Source organism: Neobacillus notoginsengisoli (assembly GCF_003515685.1).
In the GTDB taxonomy this organism is placed as follows: domain Bacteria; phylum Bacillota; class Bacilli; order Bacillales; family Cytobacillaceae; genus Bacillus_D; species Bacillus_D notoginsengisoli.
In genome coordinates this window covers 33,077-51,518 of sequence record NZ_QWEG01000014.1, presented here as the reverse complement: position 1 = coordinate 51,518, position 18,442 = coordinate 33,077, and the positions used below count along the sequence as shown (strand labels likewise).

The window sequence follows — 18,442 nt, the reverse complement described above, 5'->3', positions numbered from 1 at the left end:
TTTGCAATGCAACCCTCTTTTTAGATTTAAAATCCTTGTTCCACCCAATTAACGAAGGACACTTAATACCTTGCGCATTCTTTCGTTTCCGCCGGCAACTGGACGCCAGTCATATTGAACCGCTTTACCGCCAGTTTCAGTAACGGCTGTAGCAAAGCTCTTCAAACCAACGTTAATCACGCTTGGTTTTTCATTCAATAGTTTTTCAAGCGCAGGTGAGATGCTAATTTCCGCTTTTGCAGGCTGGTTAACGGAAACCAATTCCTTCTCGACTTCTTTCAGCTCGATGTCCAGCATGGCAAGAGCTGTGCGGACCGCTTGGTTATTGCTGTTTCTAATAATAACGCCAGCTTGCTCAAGTTTTGCTTTTTGCTCCTGAATATCTTGTGGGTCTTGCTCAGTACCGCAAACAGTCGCGACAAAGTAAATTTCTTTGCCTTTTTCTTTTGCATCGCTTTGAATTTTTTGGATGGCAGGAATCAACGCGCCAGCCATATCTTCATGGGAACCGTAACCAAGAACGACATCGAAAAGAATCAAGGCTGTTGACTCATCTTCAGCTGCCTTTTTGAAGTATTTCACTCTTGTTTCAGGGTCGATCATTGGATGCGGCTTTCCTTGAGTAAAGATATCGTCACCAAGGTCAGCTACATCAAAGCCATTTTCCTGTAACAGGTATCCTTCATCGTGAGAATCACTCAAGCCGATACCAAGGCCTCTGCTAATGAGGGTAGCTGCTTCGTATCCAAGCGTTCCACCGGAATAAAGCCCTTTAATTGTTTTTTGTTCAGGCTTTAGATTAACTGCCGGTACTTCGGTATTCATTTGATTGTAGCTTCCTTTAACAGGATTCCCTTTTGAAAGATCTACCGCGATGGCTGCTGTTTCCTCAAGTGTATTGGCATAATAGATGTTTCCTTCATGATTGTGCGGCTTTTCACCTAGGAAAATCGCCACAACAGGCTTTGACAGACTTTGGAGGAGTTCAACCACTTGGTCACGCACTTCTTTTGCAGGCGGCTTCGAAACAATTCCGATTACCTCTGTTTGATTATGCGCAGCCAAACCTTTAATTGCGTCAATCATTGTAATCGCGCCGACTTTATCAGAAAGGTCACGTCCCCCAGTTCCGATTGCATGGGTCACACCGCCGCCAAGACGGTCAATTTGGACGGTCACTTCTTGGATTCCAGTTCCTGAAGCGCCAACAAGTCCAATATTTCCTTTCTTCACAACGTTCGCGAATGCGAGCGGTACGCCACTCAAAATTTCTGTACCACAGTCAGGGCCCATGACGAGAAGGCCTTTTTCATGAGCTTTTTCTTTGAGGCGGCGCTCATCTTCGATTGATACGTTGTCACTGAAAATCATGACATGCAAATCATTGTCAAGCGCTTTGTCTGCTTCTTCCGCCGCATATTGCCCCGGTGTGGAAATCAAAGCAACATTCGCGTCTGGCATAACTTTAAGTGCCTTATCCCATGTACGTACAGTTTCAAAGTCCTGCTTGCTGCCTGCGATTGACTGGTTCTTTAAGTAGTCCTCAACTTCGTCAAGAACTTCCTGTACCTTGTCCTCGGAATCTGTATCAACAACAATACACATATCATTTGGAGCTGCTTTTTCAAGCTCTTCTGTATAAAGGCCAGACGATTTAAAGATATCTTTATTGGCCGGAGTTCCCATCATAACCTGGACTTTATTAATTCCGTCCATAGTAGAAATTTTATTCGTAAGAAGCATTAAGTTAATGGAATCCTGGTAGGAATTCTGTTTAATAATGGTATAAAGCATTCGTTGAAGCACCTCTTTTTTTATTTTTTGGCTTAGAAACATTTTTCTCGCTATTTCCCTCTGCTTGCAGCACTATTCTTATCTTCTGCAATGGAAGGCGGTTTCTATCCTATTGCTTAATTATGTGAATTTTCAACTTTTAAATTGGAAAGGGCGACTTATTCTAGTCGCCCTTTTATAAAAAAATGATATCTTCAATTATTTTGCAAAAGGGCTTTTATTATCATAGGCGTTATTATGAATGACATCTGATGTTAAATATTCGTAAATATGGTCGACAATTTCAATGCCGTCCCTTTCATACGCTTGTTCTCTCTCGGCACTTCTTTGGCCTGGGTAGGAAACCTTTTTATATCCCGGTGCCGGCTTAATGTTATTTAAATCTTGCATCGTCTGGGCAATTGCCTCCTTAAAGGCACCCAATCCCGTAAAATATTCCGGATTGATAACGATGTGCAGCTGACCAAGATTTCGATATTCTGTCAGATCATGGTACATCGAAGATACCTTGTTCCCAAATGGCAGTCCCAGGAGGATTCCCGAAAGAACATCCACCATCATCATCAGGCCATAGCCTTTTGGTCCAGCGATCGGCAATAATGCATTGACTTTAAATGGATCGGTTGTCGGCTCCCCGTTAACGTCAACAGCCCAGTCAGCAGGGATCGGTTCATTCTTCGATCTGGCATGAAGGATTTTTCCCCAAGCCTGCACGGTTGTTGCCATATCAAATGTAATATGCTCTCCGTCCTTGCCAGGAGCGGCAAAAGCGATTGGATTTGTCCCGTAATAAGGCTCGGCACCGCCAAATGGTACGACCATTGGGTCGGATTGACAGACAGAGATTCCAACCAAATCTTCATTTGCCGCTTGCTGAACAAAGTATGAAAGAGCCCCGCTATGGCCGATTCTCCTTACACCCACCACAGCAATTCCATTTTCCTTGGCCATTTTTATCGCTTCATCCATGGCCAATTTCGCCACCACGTGTCCAGCTCCATTATCACCATCAAAAATCGCTGAGCATGGTCCTGTTTTTTCGAATTTAAATTCGGGGCTGTTATTGATTCCACCCTTAGCAATTCTTTCAGCGTAATATTCAACTCGCATTGCGCCGTGGGAATGTACGCCTCTAGCGTCTGCATGAACAAGTACATCCGCTACACCAGCTGCATGCTCCTCTAGTAGGCCTGCTTTATGAAGCTTATTGACAACTAAGTCTTTTAATTGTTCTTTTGTTACCCTCATCTGTCGCACCTCTTTGGGTATAGTAGGTTTTAAGCTGTCTGTTAGAAGGATTGTCTCTATTTAGCAAATGGGTTTTTGTGGTCGTATTTATTGTTGTGAATCGTATCAGAGATTAAATAGTCATAAATTTCGTCTACAATTTCAATTCCCTTTTCCTGGTACTCCGCTATGACCATGTCATTGTTTTGCCCAGGGAATAGAACTTTAGAAAAACCTGGCGCAGGTTTAATCTGATTTAAGTCTTCCATCGTTTGTGTTATGTCTTGCTTAAACTCGCTTAACCCTGTGAAGAAAGCTGGATTAATGACAATATGAAGCTGGCCTAATTTGCGGTAGGCTGTTAAATCATCATACATGGAGGATACCTTGTTCCCAAAAGGAAGCCCAAGTAGGATTCCGGAAAGAACGTCAACCATCATTGCCAATCCATAGCCCTTTGGCCCGGCTATTGGCAAGAGCGCATTTACCTTAAATGGATCTGTTGTTGCTTCCCCGTTATTGTCAACAGCCCAGGTGTCTGGAATTGGCTCATTTTTGGACCTGGCATAGAGGATTTTACCCCATGCCTGAACTGTTGTAGCCATATCCAGGGTTATTTTTTTTCCATCGCTGCTCGGTGCGGCAAAGGCTATTGGGTTAGTCCCGTAATAAGGTTCAGCCCCGCCAAATGGGACAACCATCGGATCCGATTGACAGACTGAAAACCCTATTAAATCTGCCTCGGCTGCTTGATGGGTGAAGTAAGAGATGGCACCGCTATGTGACATATTCTTTACCCCTACAATGGCCACGCCGCTTTCTTTTGCCATCGCAATCGCTTCATCCATAGCATTTTTCGCTGCTACAAAACCCGAACCGCCATCAGCATGATAGACTCCTGTGCAAGGACCCGTTTTTTCAAATTGAAAGTCAGGGGTGGCATTAATTCCGCCTTTTGCAATTCGTTCAGCATAATACTCTACTCTCATTGCCCCATGGGAATGAATTCCGCGCTCATCAGCAAACACAAGAATATCTGCTGCTGTGTCGGCATGGTCTTCCTTAAGGCCTGCTTTATGAAGCTTGTTTTTTATTAATTCTTTTAACTGTTCTTTTGTTACTTTCATTTGTGCACCTACTTTTTATAATGAAGCATCTCTGTTGCAATCTTTTGAGTAGAGGTATGCAAGCGGCTCGCGCCCAACCGCGTATGCTGCCTGATGAACATAAGGTCCCATAAAGATATAATCGCCTTTTTTCACTGGAATCCATTTATTATCGAGATTGTACATTCCCTCACCGGATAGCAGGTAAGCGCCATGCTCTTGAACATGCGTTTCTATGAACGGATGGCTTGCCGCTGGGTCAAAGGATAAAATATGGAAGTTCATATCAAAAGCAATATCTGTTGGTAATAAGTCTTTAAGATGGACATTATGCATATCGTCATAATTTGCAAACTCAATTTGGTCAGCATGCCCAGATACAACCCATGGCTTACGTCCTTCAAGCGGCTTGTGTTTTTGCTTATAAAGGAACAGCTTTGAATCGCCGGCTTCAAGGTTTTCAAGGTACATTTTCACTCCTGGCGGGCAGTATAAGTAGCCGCTGCCATCAAGGACATATTCCTGTTCGCCAGCTGATGCTTTTACTTTTCCTTCAAGTACATAAACAAATGACTCTACATCTTCCTGGCCGCAGAAACCTTCCGTGTTTTTACCGCCTTCATGCATGGTCACGATATAGTCTACGAAGCTTGCACCAAGCCTTGGTGATCCAAGAATGGAGATGGTACAATTTTCAAACCCAGGGACAACATTATTTACCAAACCCTCAGGGGCAATTAGAGCATATTTACCATGCTTAATAATGGATCTGCTAGTAAGAATATCTTTTGGATAACCCATATCTCATATCTCCTCTAAACGTAGTTTTTGTATCTTATTTATAACCTAGTTCATAAAGGGCGCCAATGAGTCCTTTAACCCCTTCAGCTAAATCTTCCGGCTCGGTATATTCGGCTGGATTATGGCTAATCCCTTTAAGGCTAGGTACAAATAACATTGCTGTCGGCACATGTGGCGCAAAAATTTGCGAATCATGTCCCGCGCCGCTATGCATTAACTTATAATTCAAACCGTTTTCCTTACATTGCTTCTCAATCAATTCAACTACTTGGGGGTCCATTGGAACCGGGTCTGCATCCATCCACATGTCAATGGCCGCTTCAACACCGTGTTCTTTTGAAACCTCATTAATTTTTGCAGTGATCTGATCTGTAAAGGATACGATTGCCTCTTTATCTGTATGGCGCACGTCTATGGTGAAGATTGCTTTTCCAGGCACAACGTTGACGATATTCGGCTGCACCTCAATCTTGCCGACTGTTGTGACAAGTGGGTCGCCCACTTCTCTTGCCATCTTAATCAGTTCGAATATCATTTGGCTTGCAGCATAAACTGCATCTTTTCTGTATCCCATTGGAGTTGTACCTGCATGGTTCGCTTCTCCCACTACTTCAACAGTAAATCTTCGCTGACCAACAATACTATGTACCACACCAACTGATTTCTTTTCTGTTTCTAACACACTTCCCTGTTCAACATGAACTTCAACAAACGCTTTGATGTCCTTTCGCGCTTCTTTCGATTCATCTCTAAAATCAAAGCCTGAGCTCTTCATTGCTTCAACAAACGATGTGCCTTCAAAATCGCGAATATTTTCAACATCTTCACGTTTGGCTAATCCTACAATGTTCTTTGAGCCCCAGAAGGTATAAGGGAAGCGGCTACCTTCTTCTTCTGCCATTGAAACGACTTCAATGTTTCGAAGCGGTTGGCCATATTTTTCTTTTAAATACTTCAGCGCAAGGATTCCAGCCACAATTCCATAGGCGCCATCATATCGCCCGCCGTTTATAACGGTATCAACATGCGAACCCGTAAGAACTGTTTCGCCGGTATCTTTTCCTTTTAATACCCCAAATAAATTGCCAATTTCATCAAATTGGGCTTCCAGGCCTTCTTGCTCAATCCAAGCTTTTAAAGCATGCTGAGCCTCGGTCCACTCTTTGGAATATAATAGGCGGCTGACTCCTCCTTTTGGATCTTTTCCAAACTCGCCTAACCAATCCAATCTTTCAGCTACTTCTCTTTGTAAATCATCCATTGGTGTTACCCCCAAGAAAAAAGTTCAGATAACGATTCATATCTATTCTTCCCTACTTTAGTGTAAGCATTTTCACTTTAGATTTCATTATGATATATAGATAAAATTAATATGTTTTTTTATCCACATTGGACAAAAGCAATGTGGAAGAAAAAACATCGGGCCTTTTGCCGATGTTTTTTAACCTTCGCTTAGAAATTTATACTTCGTTGCCACGTAATTTCGGGCTTGCAACTTTTGAAACTTCTTTCGCAACTTCTTTGGCAATTTCTGTTTTTGCTGATTTTTTCCCATAAACAAACCCTATAACTGGGGTAGCCAGCATTCCTGACAGCATCAATAAGAAGCCAATATTCAAAACACCGCTACTATGCTGTGTGCCGCCCACATAAAGAAAAGGGAAGGACAAGAGTGTAACAAGCGTAGCAATTGTTTGGTAACCTATTTTGCTTGAAAAAAAACCCTTCATTTTTAATATTCCTCCTAAATAAACCGTGTAACAACCGTTAATATGATTCCTATCAAAATAGCAACCGTTATGACGACAGGCAAAATCTTTTTAAGGACATGGCCTTCCTGACCAAGGATTCCAGCCGTTGTTGTCCCAAGAATGATTTTACTTGGCGATAGAACCGACCCAAGCGCGCCGCCTGCAGTGTGAGCACCCAATATAGCTGCTTCGTTTAAACGCAATAGCGAAGATGTCGCCTGTTGGAACCCACCGAATAATATATTGGAGGACATATTGCTGCTAGTCATAAATGATCCTAGAACGCCAATCGCCGGTGCCAAAAATACATAAGTCTGACCCATAACTCCGGCAGTTCCCATCGCAAGTTCTGTTGTCTGTCCAGTTCCGCCCATTATTTTAGACATAATGATCAGTCCGATCACTGCAATCGTAGAAGGGATGGTTTTTTCAATCGTTCTCCTGATCGCCCGCATTCCTCCGCCTTTTTCAATCTTTCCTTTTTTCTTAAAAAAGATAAAGCCTGTGATTGCGGATAGAAGCAGAAATAAACCGGAATTCGTTAATGGCATAAGAGGTGAGAACAAATCATAAGCATGGTTTACTATGCCATAGACAGTCGACGTCTCAGGATAACTGAGACCAACCTTCCATTGATTCAAAAATTCCTTTAAAGGGGAAATTAGTAAAACAAGTAATGTGATAACAGTTAATACGTAAAAAGGAAAAAATGCTTGATTCATAGTAAGAGAATCATCAGCAGCCACTTCAACCTCATCCGTTTCTCTTTCTTGACGAAGCATGATGGGACTAGCATGCATACTCCAAGATTGCCTGTACATGCTGATCTTTCCAATGAAATAAATTGCGACCAGTGACAGTAATGATGGAATAAATGCTGCTAATGCAGGATTTGTTTGTGATAAAAGCGTTTGTCCTCCACCCTGAATTAAAGAGATAATGAGAACTGCCGGCAAACCTTTTTTCACAGCCGTCCAGCGGCCATAGGCCCAGCTAATCGTAATACCTGTGGCTATATTAATAATCCAGATGAATAAAGAAGCCCATATAGCGGCTTCCGTTAACGTTGATCCTTGAATACCCGCCTGGGAAACAAGCGCGTCCCATGCCACAGCTAAGGTTCCATACGTATTGCCCCAAGCCTGCCCTAATAGAGCAATGACGACAGCCCATAGTGGTCTGACACCCAGTCCGACTAATAACGGGGCACAAACCGCGATCGGAACACCAAAGCCAGTGATCCCTTGCAAGAAACTGGCGAACACCCAGCCTATAGCCATTAATTGAAGCAGTTCATTTGACGTGAATTTTTTTAATCCGTTGCGAATACTATCAAATGCGTTGGCCTCACTGGCCACTTCATATATTAGAATAGCAGGCAAAATAATCATGATGACGGTTACAGAAGTCCAAATACCTTTCGCACTTTCCAAACCTATTAATTGCAAATCCGATTTGAAAAAAACGATGGAAATGATAAATGCCGCCAAAAGTCCAATGGGCGCGGCTTCCGCAGCTCCCCAATTAAACTTCACCATGAGTAAAATAAGGATTACTATAGGTAAAGCAGCCATCAGCCACATCAATATATTTACAGGTAAATCCATTTATCAATTTCCTCCCTTTTCTATTGACCGTAAACGAATAAATTATGTGGTTTATACGAGAAGCAATCAGTCTATCAACCTCCTATAATTTACATCTTTCTTCACTGGCTTTCAACCAACAAATTGAACAAAATAGACCGTGAGTTTAATGCACTATGCACACAATTAGCATAAAGTGCTAAGTTTTCTAGGCGTTCAAAAAACAGCTAGCGTATTCAATATATTGGTTTGTTTTCTCGTTCAAGAAGATTGATAATTTTCAACCCGACTTGAACAGATAACATTTCCTCCGGGTCTTCAAACTTCATTCCGGTAATCTCCTTGATTCTATCAAGCCGATAAACAGCGGTTTTATGATGTACGTAAAGTACTTGCGCCGTCCTTGTCGCATTTTGATTGCACTCCAAGAAGACTTTTAACGTTTGTAACAAATCTTTTTGATTTGCTTGTGCATAATCTAGCAATTTTTGCAATGAAGCTGGAATAAACGTTTTTAGGAGACCTATGTCTTCAATTTGGCTCAAGAGCCTAAATATGCCCAATTCCGAAAACGCAGTAATGGTCTCTTTTCCATGTAAAACCTCTCCAAGCTCTAGTGCATCTTGTGCTTTTTTAAAGCTCGCCGAAATTTCAGCCATACTAGTAGCGATGTTTCCAATTCCTACTTGAAGCCCCATCTTGCTATTCTGTGTTTTTAGCAGCTCTTGGATCTTTCGAGCTGTTTGATTTATTTTTGACATCCATAGCTTATCATTTTCTTCCTTATCATCGATTTTCCAAAGCACGATGACTAAGTTGCTTTTTGTTCCAATAATCTCATTTGGCAGGAAACGATGGATCACATCATACACCATCATCTCATTCTGCATTGACAGGCCCCATTTATTTCTCTTGGAAGAAATTGTTTCGCCATGATTTAACACTTTAAACAAAACAGCTGCAAAGGAACCAGATAAATCCCATCCAATTAAATTGGCATTTTGATAGATGGATGTAGGAGATTGTACTTTCCCTTCAATTAATTCACCTAATAAGTCATTTTTAAATTTCTTATCCACTTCCGCGACCGCAAACTGTTTGACTAATTCAAGGGAAAGCGCGGTTGCGGCATTTTCAACAGCGATAAAATCAAGTTCTTCAAGTGGTTTATGAACTTCACCAATCAACAGATAGGTTTTGATATTGTTCATCGTTTCAACCGGTACAACGATTTGATATCCTATTTGACCACTTAGGTCTGGGTATTTGACAATTTGCCGGAAATGAGGAAATTTAATCCCCTCAGTCTGTTTATAATATGGGATTTTTTCAACTAGTTCGAATGCGGCAAGGGAAGGAAGTGTTGACACTATACAATGGAAATTCCGATCAAAAAGGGCGACGGGATTGCCGATCAACCTCTCTAACGTCTCAATTATTTTATCGGGCCCCTCATCAGCCAGAGATAAAGCCGTAAATCTGTCATGTATTTCTTTGTAATATTGCAGTTTGATCACTTGATTATTAAGTATCTTCCCCATGACTGGATACAGCACGTCTACATAGGGAATCTCCTTCGGAATTTGGATAATCGGCATCCGGTAGGCTTCACCCGCACTTACCATAGGTTCGGGAATTTCAGCGACGTAGCGATGGGTTTTTACTACAAGGGCGCTAACCCCTTTTTCTACCAATTTGACAATAAACCGCTTTTGTTCCTCTTCATTAAAAGAACGAATCGGATAAAAGCTTGTCATAATCAGCTCCCCACCCTTTAACCAGTCCGTAATGTCTGGAGCTTCCATGATTGTGGCCCCTTTTATTACGTTATTCAAATAGCCGTTTCCACTAAGAACGACTGCGTCTTTAAGTGATGGTATATTTAGTAAATCTTTAACTCTGAATTCCATATGCAGCTTCAAACCTTTCTAATCAAAGTGATTGTGTCAGGGAGTCGATGCTTTCGGTAAAAAAGCTGCCTTATATTAAAAGGGCTAGAGAAGATATCCTCTACGCCCTTTTTGATTCTATAATTGTTTAAGCATTCGTTAACTCTTTGGTAATATGGCCATTGTCAAAAACAATTTCTCCGTTGACAATGGTTGTTTTTACTTTCCCTTTAAATGTCATGCCAACATATGGTGAGTGCTGGTGACGGTAGAATAAATCTTCTTCCTTAAGCTCAAAGCTTTCATCCAAATTAACAATCGCCAAATCGGCATCGTAGCCAGCAGCAATGGTTCCTTTATTTGAAAGCCCAAATAACTTTGCCGGGTTTGTAGCTGTTAAAGCGACGATTTTCTCCAATGGAATATTTCGTTTAAAATAACCTTCTGTCAGCAAAATATTCAAAGTGGACTGCGCACCTGAAATACCGCCCCAACCTTCAAAGAAGTTACCTTCAATCTTCTTCATGGAGGCAGGCGCTGGTGAATGGTCGGAAGCAATGACATCAATTTCGCCATTGGCTACAGCTACCCACAAGTCTTCCACTTCTTCTTCATCCCGAAGAGGAGGGCAGCATTTTGCTAATCCGCCTTTTTCTTCCAAATCCTTCACCGTTAAAGACAGATAATGCGGGCAAGTTTCAACAGTAATATTTACTCCTCTTTGTTTCGCCTCTTCAATGATCTCGACAACCTTCCTGCTGCTGGCGTGCACAATATGCAATCGGCATCCAGTTGCTTCTGCATAGGAAAGGATTCGGCGCACCGCTTCAATTTCTGAAATGATCGGTCGGGATTCGACAAAATCGCGTGCAGATGTTTTGCCTTCTTTTTGCTTTTTTTGCGCAAGTTGATCACAAATGACCGTGCTTTCAGCATGTACAGCTAAAAAAGACCCTACAGAGGTAATTTCATTCATGCCCTTAAAGATGGTTTCATCATCTACATTGCTAAAATCAGCAATTCCACTTGGTGACATAAATGCTTTAAAGCCTAAGACTCCATTTTCATGAAGTTCCTTCAAATCATCAATATTTTCCGGTACCAAGCCGCCCCAAAAATATGGGTTTACGATGGATTTTTCCTCAGCAAGAGATTTTTTCAAATCTAAATTTTTCTTATTTATCGTAGGAGGCGTACTATTTAGCGGCATATCTACAAAGGAAGTTACTCCGCCCGCGGCCAAACTTCTGCTCCCTGTTTCAAGACCTTCCCATTCTGTTCTTCCCGGCTCATTAAAGTGAACGTGGGTATCAATTAGACCAGGCAGAATGTGGAGTCCTTTTGCGTCAATTACTTTATCCGCATTTCCCTCTAAAGAGTTGCCGACAGCAGCAATTTTTCCGTTCTTAATCGCGATATCTCCTTGAACGATTGCGTCTTCGGTAACGATTTGTCCATTTTTTATTATTAAGTCGAAACTAGCCACTTTTAATCCCCCTAGCGTTTGATTCCCATCGCCAAATCTAGGCGATGGGAAGACTGAATATGGCGTATAAGTTATTTCTTCGTTACAAGCTTTCCTGTTGGTTCACCGACAATGCCTTTTTCCAGGTCGAAAACGACATTTCCGCGAACGATCGTTTTCGTTACACGGCAGTCAATTTTTCTGCCTTCATAAGCACTATGTTTGTTTTTATAATAGAGGTCTTCTCTTTTTACAACATAGGATTGGTTAGGATCCACCAATATAATGTCTGCATCTTTAGATAGGGCGATTTCACCTTTAGTAGGGATGTTGAAGCGTCTAGCCGGATTTGTTGCAATTAAATCAACAAACTTTTCAACCGCTAATCCACGCTGCTTTACGGCCAAGTCAAACATAAGGTCGACATTGTTTTGGCAGCCGCTAATTCCGCCCCAAGCTTCCCACAGATTTCCTTGCTTTAAATCTTCCGTACAAGGTGAATGGTCGGAAGTAAGCCAGTCGATATTTCCATTTAAAAGCTCTTCCCATAGCTTTGCCTGAACGTTAGCAGGTCTGATAGGCGGCTGGCATTTTGCTTTCGGGCCTATTTCATCCACTTGCTCAGCAGTGAAGGCAAAATAGTGCGGGCAAGATTCAACTGTTACATCCACGCCTTCCTGCCTAGCTTTTTGAATTACTTGAATGGCCTCGGAAGTACTAATATGAACCAAATGTAGTTTACATCCGGTTTCTTTCGCAAAAAGAATTGCACGGGAAACAGCTTCTACCTCTGTAAATACCGGTCGTGACTCAGCATATTCCACTCCTGAATTTTTTCCTAAGCTGGCAAATTCTTGGCCAAGTTTTTTGGTAATCGAAGGATTTTCAGCATGGATGCATAGCAATTGATCTAGTTCAGCCAACTTTTGCATGCCTTTATACAGCGTGTAATCATCTACATGAAGGAAGTCTCCTGGGACCTCGCTTGTAATATCTGATAAGAAACATTTGAAAGCTGGTACTCCTGCTTCGTCCAGTTCTGCAAGCTTATCCAAATTATCCGGTACTAGTCCGCCATAGAAGGAATAATCGACATAATTTTGATTTATTGCAGCATCGAGCTTAAGCTGTAAATTCTCTCTGCTAGTTGTTGCAGGCAGTGCATTTAGCGGCATTTCTACATAGCATGTAGTCCCACCAGCAGCCAGCGATTTAGAACCCGTTTCAAACCCTTCCCAATGGGTGCGGCCAGGCTCGCTGATATGCACATGTGTGTCGATCATTCCCGGCATAACATACTGACCTGCAGCATCAATTACTTCTTTTGCATCGCTTGTGATTTGCTCAGCGATACAGACAATCTTTTCATCTTTTACTCCAATATCAGCTTTGCGAACCCCGTCGTGGAATACAACATTCCCGCCTTTAATAATCAAATCGTAGCTCACAGTAATTCCTCCCTGAAGTACATTGAGTTTATTTTTCTCCTGGGGTGCTATAAAGCACCTGATTAACCTAAGAAATCTTCTTCTTTAATCTGCCTTTAATACTAAAAGTACTGTTCGAGAAAAACAGACCTTTTTTAACAAGGATCGTGTAGATTAAAAACGCAGAGATTGTTCCTGTAAAAAATGAAAGATCATAAAAAGGCTTAAAAGCTGGGACAAATTGTCCAATCAAACTAAAGAACCCTGAAATCACAATCGTTACTAAGGCCGGAATATTAAATCCATTTTGGTAATTATAAGTGGAGTTCCCACTATACAAATCCTTCATATTGATTTCTTTTTTCGCTATAACAAAGTACTGTGCGAGCATGATTCCTAAAACCGGGCTTAATAAGCCGCCCATTATACCCAAGAAGGTGAAAATACTTGTGGCATTCTCCATGAGTTTCCATGGCATAATCATGATTCCAACAACAGCAGCAATTAATGCACCCGTTTTAAAATTTAATTTTTTTGGAAAAAGGGACGACAATTGGTATCCTGCCGGAATAATGTTACCAGTAATGTTTACAGATAATGTTGTTAAACAAATGGTTAAAACGGAAATACCTATCGCAAATTTACTGTCGAATTTATCGACAACATCAAGTACGTTCCAAATCGGTGTTCCAAACGCAATTTCCGAACCGACAATCACTGCAATACTTGCGATTGCAAATAATAAGTATGTCAGTACTATGCCCATAATTTGTCCAACTGTTTGAGCCTTTTGGCTTTTAGCTTCTCTCGTAAAGTCGGAAACACTCACGGCCGGTGCCGCCCAAGTCGCCAATAAGGCACTTATACATGCCAAGAATACAATTACACTATTTCCCTCAATTCCTTTTGAAGTGTAATTGAGAATCGAATTAATTCCAGCCAGTTTAATGGCCCAGATAGCCATACCGCCGAAAACGACATAAACCAATGGAGAGAGGATGTTGGTGAACTTCCCCAATACACCCATGCCGCCAAAAACAAACAAAACATTTAATCCCCAAAATAATAGGAAGGAAATTAATCCTGGTAGATTCAAGCCAAAGAAGCTCCAGTCTCCACCTAATTGTAAATAAGCCGGCCATAGCTTTCCGAGCAAGATCGTAACAGCAAGGCTTCCTGCATACGTTTGAAAGCCAAACCACATAATTGCTGCAATACACCCTCTTATAATCCCGGGAACCATTGCACCCTTTGAACCAAAAGAAGTTCTTAATAGCATCGAAGCCGGAACACCGAACTTGGTCCCAGCATGGCCTGATAAAACCAAAACTGCTCCAAGAATGATGGATGCGATCATAATCGACCAAAAGACTTGCCCGACAGATAAGCCGAGAGCAAAAAATCCACCAATTGTTACATAGGATGGAACATTATGTACGGCCCCCATCCAAAGGGTAAAATAATTTCCTATTCCCCATTTCCTGTCTTCTTTCTTTGTCGGCAATAAATCTTTACTAATAGTTAAGCCCTGTTCCAATGGATCCTTCATCTGTTCCAAAGGGTTTCCCTCCCTGAGTTGTTTTTACCTTTTATTATTAGATTAAATTGGAAGCGGTTTAACAGTTTTCTAAAAAACCACTTCTCCCTCAATGTGTTATGCGATTTTTATTTAACCGCAACAATTTTTAATCTTTTTTTAACGTAATTCACTTTGTATTGTAATCGCATTCAGGTAGATTGTCATTGTCCCTTTTGAATAAATAAATCCTAAAGTTTAAGCTATAATATACAAAACAGCCAAAAAGGCAGATACTATTGCTGTATAATAATATAGAGAGAACATGTCGAAAGCAATAATGTACTGATAATGCCGAGGTGTGAAATGAAAAAAGTAGAAGATTTATTTATCGTTGATGCTTTCAAAGATGCTAAAGTCATTGCCGGGCATTCCGGACTAAACCGAATAGTCGAGTCCATAGAGGTTTCGGAAACTCCGGATGTGATCCACTTTTTAGCTGAGAACTCGCTTTTATTGACAACAGGTTATGCTTACAAAGATAATCCCCTGGACCTTGGCACGTTAATTTCTGAAATGAATGATCATCCATGTTCTGGGATGGCGATTAAACTAAATAGATTTATCGATGAAATCCCTAAAGAGGTCATCGAATTGGCCGACTCATTGGATTTTCCTATTATTCAAATTCCAATGTCTCTTACATTAGGCTCTGTCGCCCACCAGCTGTTGAGTTTTATCTGGAATACTAAAATTGAGGAACTATTTTATGCGATCCATGTTCACAAGAAATTTACCGACATGATGATCAAGGGCTATAATCTCCAATCTCTCGTTGAGAATTTAGGGTTTTTTCTAAAAAACCCTGTTCTGCTGCTGAATCCGTTTGGCGAAGTCATTTCATCTTCTAACCATTTCAGTAAGGAAACGATGAAAAATGTAAAGGAATATGTAGAGGTATTTTTTAAGTGGAAAATTGAGGAATACCTTGAACATGATATCATTACGATCCCTAATCCAAACGACAGCAGTTCTACTATGTCTCTCGGTTTATTTCAAGTTAAAACAATGCATGCATACCCAAGCTTGCTCATTATTTTTAATCCAGAAAAATTGCCATACCCATCCTCCCAGTTGGCCATTGAGCAGGCGTCTACTGTTATCTCTTTTACTTTGTTAAAAAACGAAGCAATCCGGGAAAGCAGTTTGTTACAAGAAAACAACTTTTTCGGGTCTCTTGTCGAAGGGAATATCTCTTCAAAGGAAGAGATTATCTATCGGGGCAAACCACATGGACTTTTGGATAAGCCCAAATACCTTTGCTTTGTTTTCAAAATTGACGAGGAAAGACAGTCAGCCTTAAACCAAATTAGATTTACGGAGAATCGACCATATGATTTATTATATGATTTATTTAAAAAATCACTCGGAAAAATAAATGAGGATAGTCTTCTTTTTATAAAAGATGAATACTTTGTCAGCATTATTCAATCAACGAATGACCAGGAATTAAGTTCCTTAAAGGATAAGCTTGTACAATTTCAAGATGAGATGTATACCACTTTAAAAATATCCCTTTCTTTCGGGGTAGGGAACTTTGTAAATGATGTAACTTATATTCCAATCAGCTACTCTGAAGCAGTCGAAGCATGGAAAAAAGGACAAGAGTTGTATACAAAGAAATTTATAAACCTTTATGAAATCAAACAATTAATGGAGCTCATACACTTAATTCCGAAAGATAACTTAAAGATCTTTTATGAAAATACATTAAGATCCCTCGCTTATCCCAAAACAAGGGAAGAAGAGGACTTAATCCACACATTAATTGTTTTTTTGGAAAATAACTGCGAAATAACGATAACATCGAAAAAACTGTATATTCATCGGAATACCGTAAAATACCGAATTGCTAAATGCGAAGACATTCTTGGATACGCTGTTCACGAGCCACAAAACTCCCTGTATTTAAGAATGGCCTTGCTCATGCGCTCTATTTTCACGAAAACGATAGGTTAATTTAAATTGCAGAAGCCCGGGGTTGAAGTTCTAAAAAAATGTGGGGATTCGTGCCAAAGTATGGTTGTTTAGCAAGGGGAATGGCGAGCAAGGCGGAGATTCGCGCCATAGTATTGTTGAATTGCAGGGAGAATGGCGCACAAGCCAGTGATTCGTGCCAAAGTATGTTGAATAGCAGGCGGAATGGCGCACAAGCCAGTGATTCGTGCCAAAGTATGGTTGTTTAGCAAGGGGAATGGCGCACAAGCCAGTGATTCGTGCCAAAGTATGGTCGAATAGCAGGCGGAATGGCGCACAAGCCAGTGATTCGTGCCAAAGTATGGTCGAATAGCAGGCGGATTGGCGCGCAAGCCAGTGATTCGTGCCAATGTATGTTGAATAGCAGGCGGATTGGCGCGCAAGCCAGTGATTCGTGCCAATGTATGTTGAATAGCAGGCGGATTGGCGCGCAAGCCGGGGCAAGTCTCCGATTACGCGGTGGCTCTACCTTGAATTTTTTGCAAAAGACAATCAATCTATCAAAAAAGTAATAGATTTTTAAAATATATGGCAAAATAGAGATAAGAATTGAGGTACTATAGATAGTGTAAGCTTGGGTTGTTTATATTTCATGGAGGTGGAGAAAGTTGCCTAACAAAGAAATGCTGCTCATACCGGGACCAACGCCAGTTATCGATTCTATTTATGATGCACTCGCACAGGAAACCCGGAGTCACACTGATGCTAGATTTGTGGCCATTTTTCGGGATGCCATTGAAAAAACTAAGGCGATGTTAAAAACGGACGGTGAAGTGTTCGTCATTTCCGGATCCGGAACATTGGCAATGGAAATCGCACTCGTGAATACCGTTGCCCCGGGGGAGAAGATATTAGTCATTAGCCAAGGCTACTTCGGGGATCGCTTCATTCAATTAGGAAAGGCGTTTGGCATTGAAGTCGACGTCCTTCAATCCGAGTGGGGAAAACAGGTTTCTCCTGAAGCTGTTCAGGCAAAACTGGCCAGTGATACATATAAAGCCGTCACCCTCACCCATGCCGATACTTCAACAGGAGTTGCCGCTAATTTGGACGTATTGGTGCCAATCATAAAAGAGCACGGTGCACTTGTCATTCTGGACGGTGTTTGTGCGACTGCCGCAATGGAAGAAGATATGAGCAAGCCATATGGCACATCAGGCGCTAGAATTGATATTGTGTTAACAGGATCACAAAAAGCGATCGGCGTCCCTCCAGGACTTGCCATTGTCGCCTTTAACCAGACCGCGCTCGCTGCAAGAAACGAACTTGGGAACGTTCCTGCTTATTATTGTGATATCCATCGCTGGATTCCGATTATGAACGACCCTTCTAAATATTTCGCCACACCCCCAGTGAATCTTATTTACGCGTATGATGAGGGTATGAGGATCGTGTTAGAGGAAGGTCTGGAAAGGCGTTTCAGGCGTCACCAGGCATTCGGGAAAGCCGTCAGAGCCGCGCTGTCTGTCTATGGATTGAAAGCATTGGCGGAAGAAGAGGCGGCTGCCGCTACACTCAGCTGTATCGTTTATCGTGAAGGAATGGACGACCTAGCTTTCCGCGCCGCCCTCGCAAAAAAAGGGCTCATCGTCGCCGGCGCCCTCGCTCATCTGGCAGGGAAAGCATTCCGGATCGGCCATATGGGGAATACGACAGAACAAATGCTCGAAAAAGCCATTAAACTCATTGGTGAAACAATGATTGAGCTTGGTATTGCCGTCGAGCCTGCAAAAGCAACAGCACGCTTCAAAGAAATCGTTTCCGGTTTCCTTGTTTAAGAAGGCGCCTTCGCCTATAGACTGCTCCCATTCCGGGCGCACACCAAGAAGAGGATAGACCATAC

General features: G+C 41.7%; 14 protein-coding genes. 3 read left to right on the top strand and 11 right to left on the bottom strand.

All coding sequences use genetic code 11. The annotated features are described in order from the left end of the window. Window positions 1-48 precede the first annotated feature (48 nt). The 11 genes from fdrA to allW form a co-directional block, all read right to left on the bottom strand. Window positions 49-1,794: an acyl-CoA synthetase FdrA gene (gene fdrA / locus D1B31_RS19400; protein WP_118923529.1), complete on the bottom strand. Its 1,746-nt coding sequence runs from the start codon at window positions 1,792-1,794 to the stop codon at window positions 49-51. Between the two features lie 198 nt (window positions 1,795-1,992). Then, window positions 1,993-3,042, bottom strand: coding sequence for an ureidoglycolate dehydrogenase (gene allD / locus D1B31_RS19395; RefSeq protein WP_118923527.1), 1,050 nt, complete (start codon window positions 3,040-3,042; stop codon window positions 1,993-1,995). 56 nt (window positions 3,043-3,098) lie between these two features. Continuing rightward, window positions 3,099-4,148 (bottom strand): ureidoglycolate dehydrogenase, encoded by a 1,050-nt coding sequence (gene allD, locus D1B31_RS19390; RefSeq protein WP_118923525.1) that lies wholly within the window; start codon window positions 4,146-4,148, stop codon window positions 3,099-3,101. Between the two features lie 15 nt (window positions 4,149-4,163). Then, a complete protein-coding gene (gene allE, locus D1B31_RS19385) occupies window positions 4,164-4,928 on the bottom strand; it encodes a (S)-ureidoglycine aminohydrolase (protein ID WP_118923523.1) in 765 nt (254 codons plus the stop codon). Window positions 4,929-4,962: 34 nt separating this feature from the next. Further along, complete coding sequence (gene allC, locus D1B31_RS19380; RefSeq protein WP_118923521.1) at window positions 4,963-6,189, bottom strand: allantoate deiminase; 1,227 nt, start codon at window positions 6,187-6,189, stop codon at window positions 4,963-4,965. Window positions 6,190-6,388: 199 nt separating this feature from the next. Next, window positions 6,389-6,658 (bottom strand): hypothetical protein, encoded by a 270-nt coding sequence (locus D1B31_RS19375; protein WP_118923519.1) that lies wholly within the window; start codon window positions 6,656-6,658, stop codon window positions 6,389-6,391. A 14-nt stretch (window positions 6,659-6,672) separates the two neighbouring features. Beyond that, window positions 6,673-8,286, bottom strand: a complete 1,614-nt coding sequence (locus tag D1B31_RS19370) for an L-lactate permease (RefSeq protein WP_118923517.1) — start codon at window positions 8,284-8,286, stop codon at window positions 6,673-6,675. A gap of 215 nt (window positions 8,287-8,501) precedes the next feature. Continuing rightward, the gene (locus D1B31_RS19365) at window positions 8,502-10,175 is read right to left on the bottom strand and encodes a PucR family transcriptional regulator (RefSeq protein WP_118923515.1); all 1,674 of its coding nucleotides are present in this window, start codon (window positions 10,173-10,175) and stop codon (window positions 8,502-8,504) included. A gap of 127 nt (window positions 10,176-10,302) precedes the next feature. Then, complete coding sequence (locus D1B31_RS19360) at window positions 10,303-11,640, bottom strand: allantoinase (protein ID WP_118923513.1); 1,338 nt, start codon at window positions 11,638-11,640, stop codon at window positions 10,303-10,305. 71 nt (window positions 11,641-11,711) lie between these two features. After that, window positions 11,712-13,067: an allantoinase AllB gene (gene allB, locus D1B31_RS19355; RefSeq protein ID WP_118923511.1), complete on the bottom strand. Its 1,356-nt coding sequence runs from the start codon at window positions 13,065-13,067 to the stop codon at window positions 11,712-11,714. Window positions 13,068-13,134: 67 nt separating this feature from the next. Continuing rightward, entirely contained in the window at window positions 13,135-14,595 is a 1,461-nt protein-coding gene (gene allW, locus D1B31_RS19350; protein ID WP_118923604.1) for an allantoin permease, read from the bottom strand. Between the two features lie 333 nt (window positions 14,596-14,928). On the opposite strand from allW, the gene D1B31_RS19345 reads away from it, so the two are divergent. The 3 genes from D1B31_RS19345 (at window position 14,929) to D1B31_RS19340 (ending at window position 18,377) form a co-directional block, all read left to right on the top strand. After that, window positions 14,929-16,581: a PucR family transcriptional regulator gene (locus tag D1B31_RS19345; RefSeq protein WP_158587620.1), complete on the top strand. Its 1,653-nt coding sequence runs from the start codon at window positions 14,929-14,931 to the stop codon at window positions 16,579-16,581. A gap of 257 nt (window positions 16,582-16,838) precedes the next feature. Further along, window positions 16,839-17,111 carry a hypothetical protein gene (locus tag D1B31_RS24440; RefSeq protein ID WP_158587619.1) on the top strand — a complete coding sequence of 91 codons (273 nt, stop codon included), beginning with the start codon at window positions 16,839-16,841 and terminating at the stop codon, window positions 17,109-17,111. A 96-nt stretch (window positions 17,112-17,207) separates the two neighbouring features. Continuing rightward, window positions 17,208-18,377, top strand: a complete 1,170-nt coding sequence (locus D1B31_RS19340) for a pyridoxal-phosphate-dependent aminotransferase family protein (RefSeq protein ID WP_118923507.1) — start codon at window positions 17,208-17,210, stop codon at window positions 18,375-18,377. Window positions 18,378-18,442 lie beyond the last annotated feature (65 nt).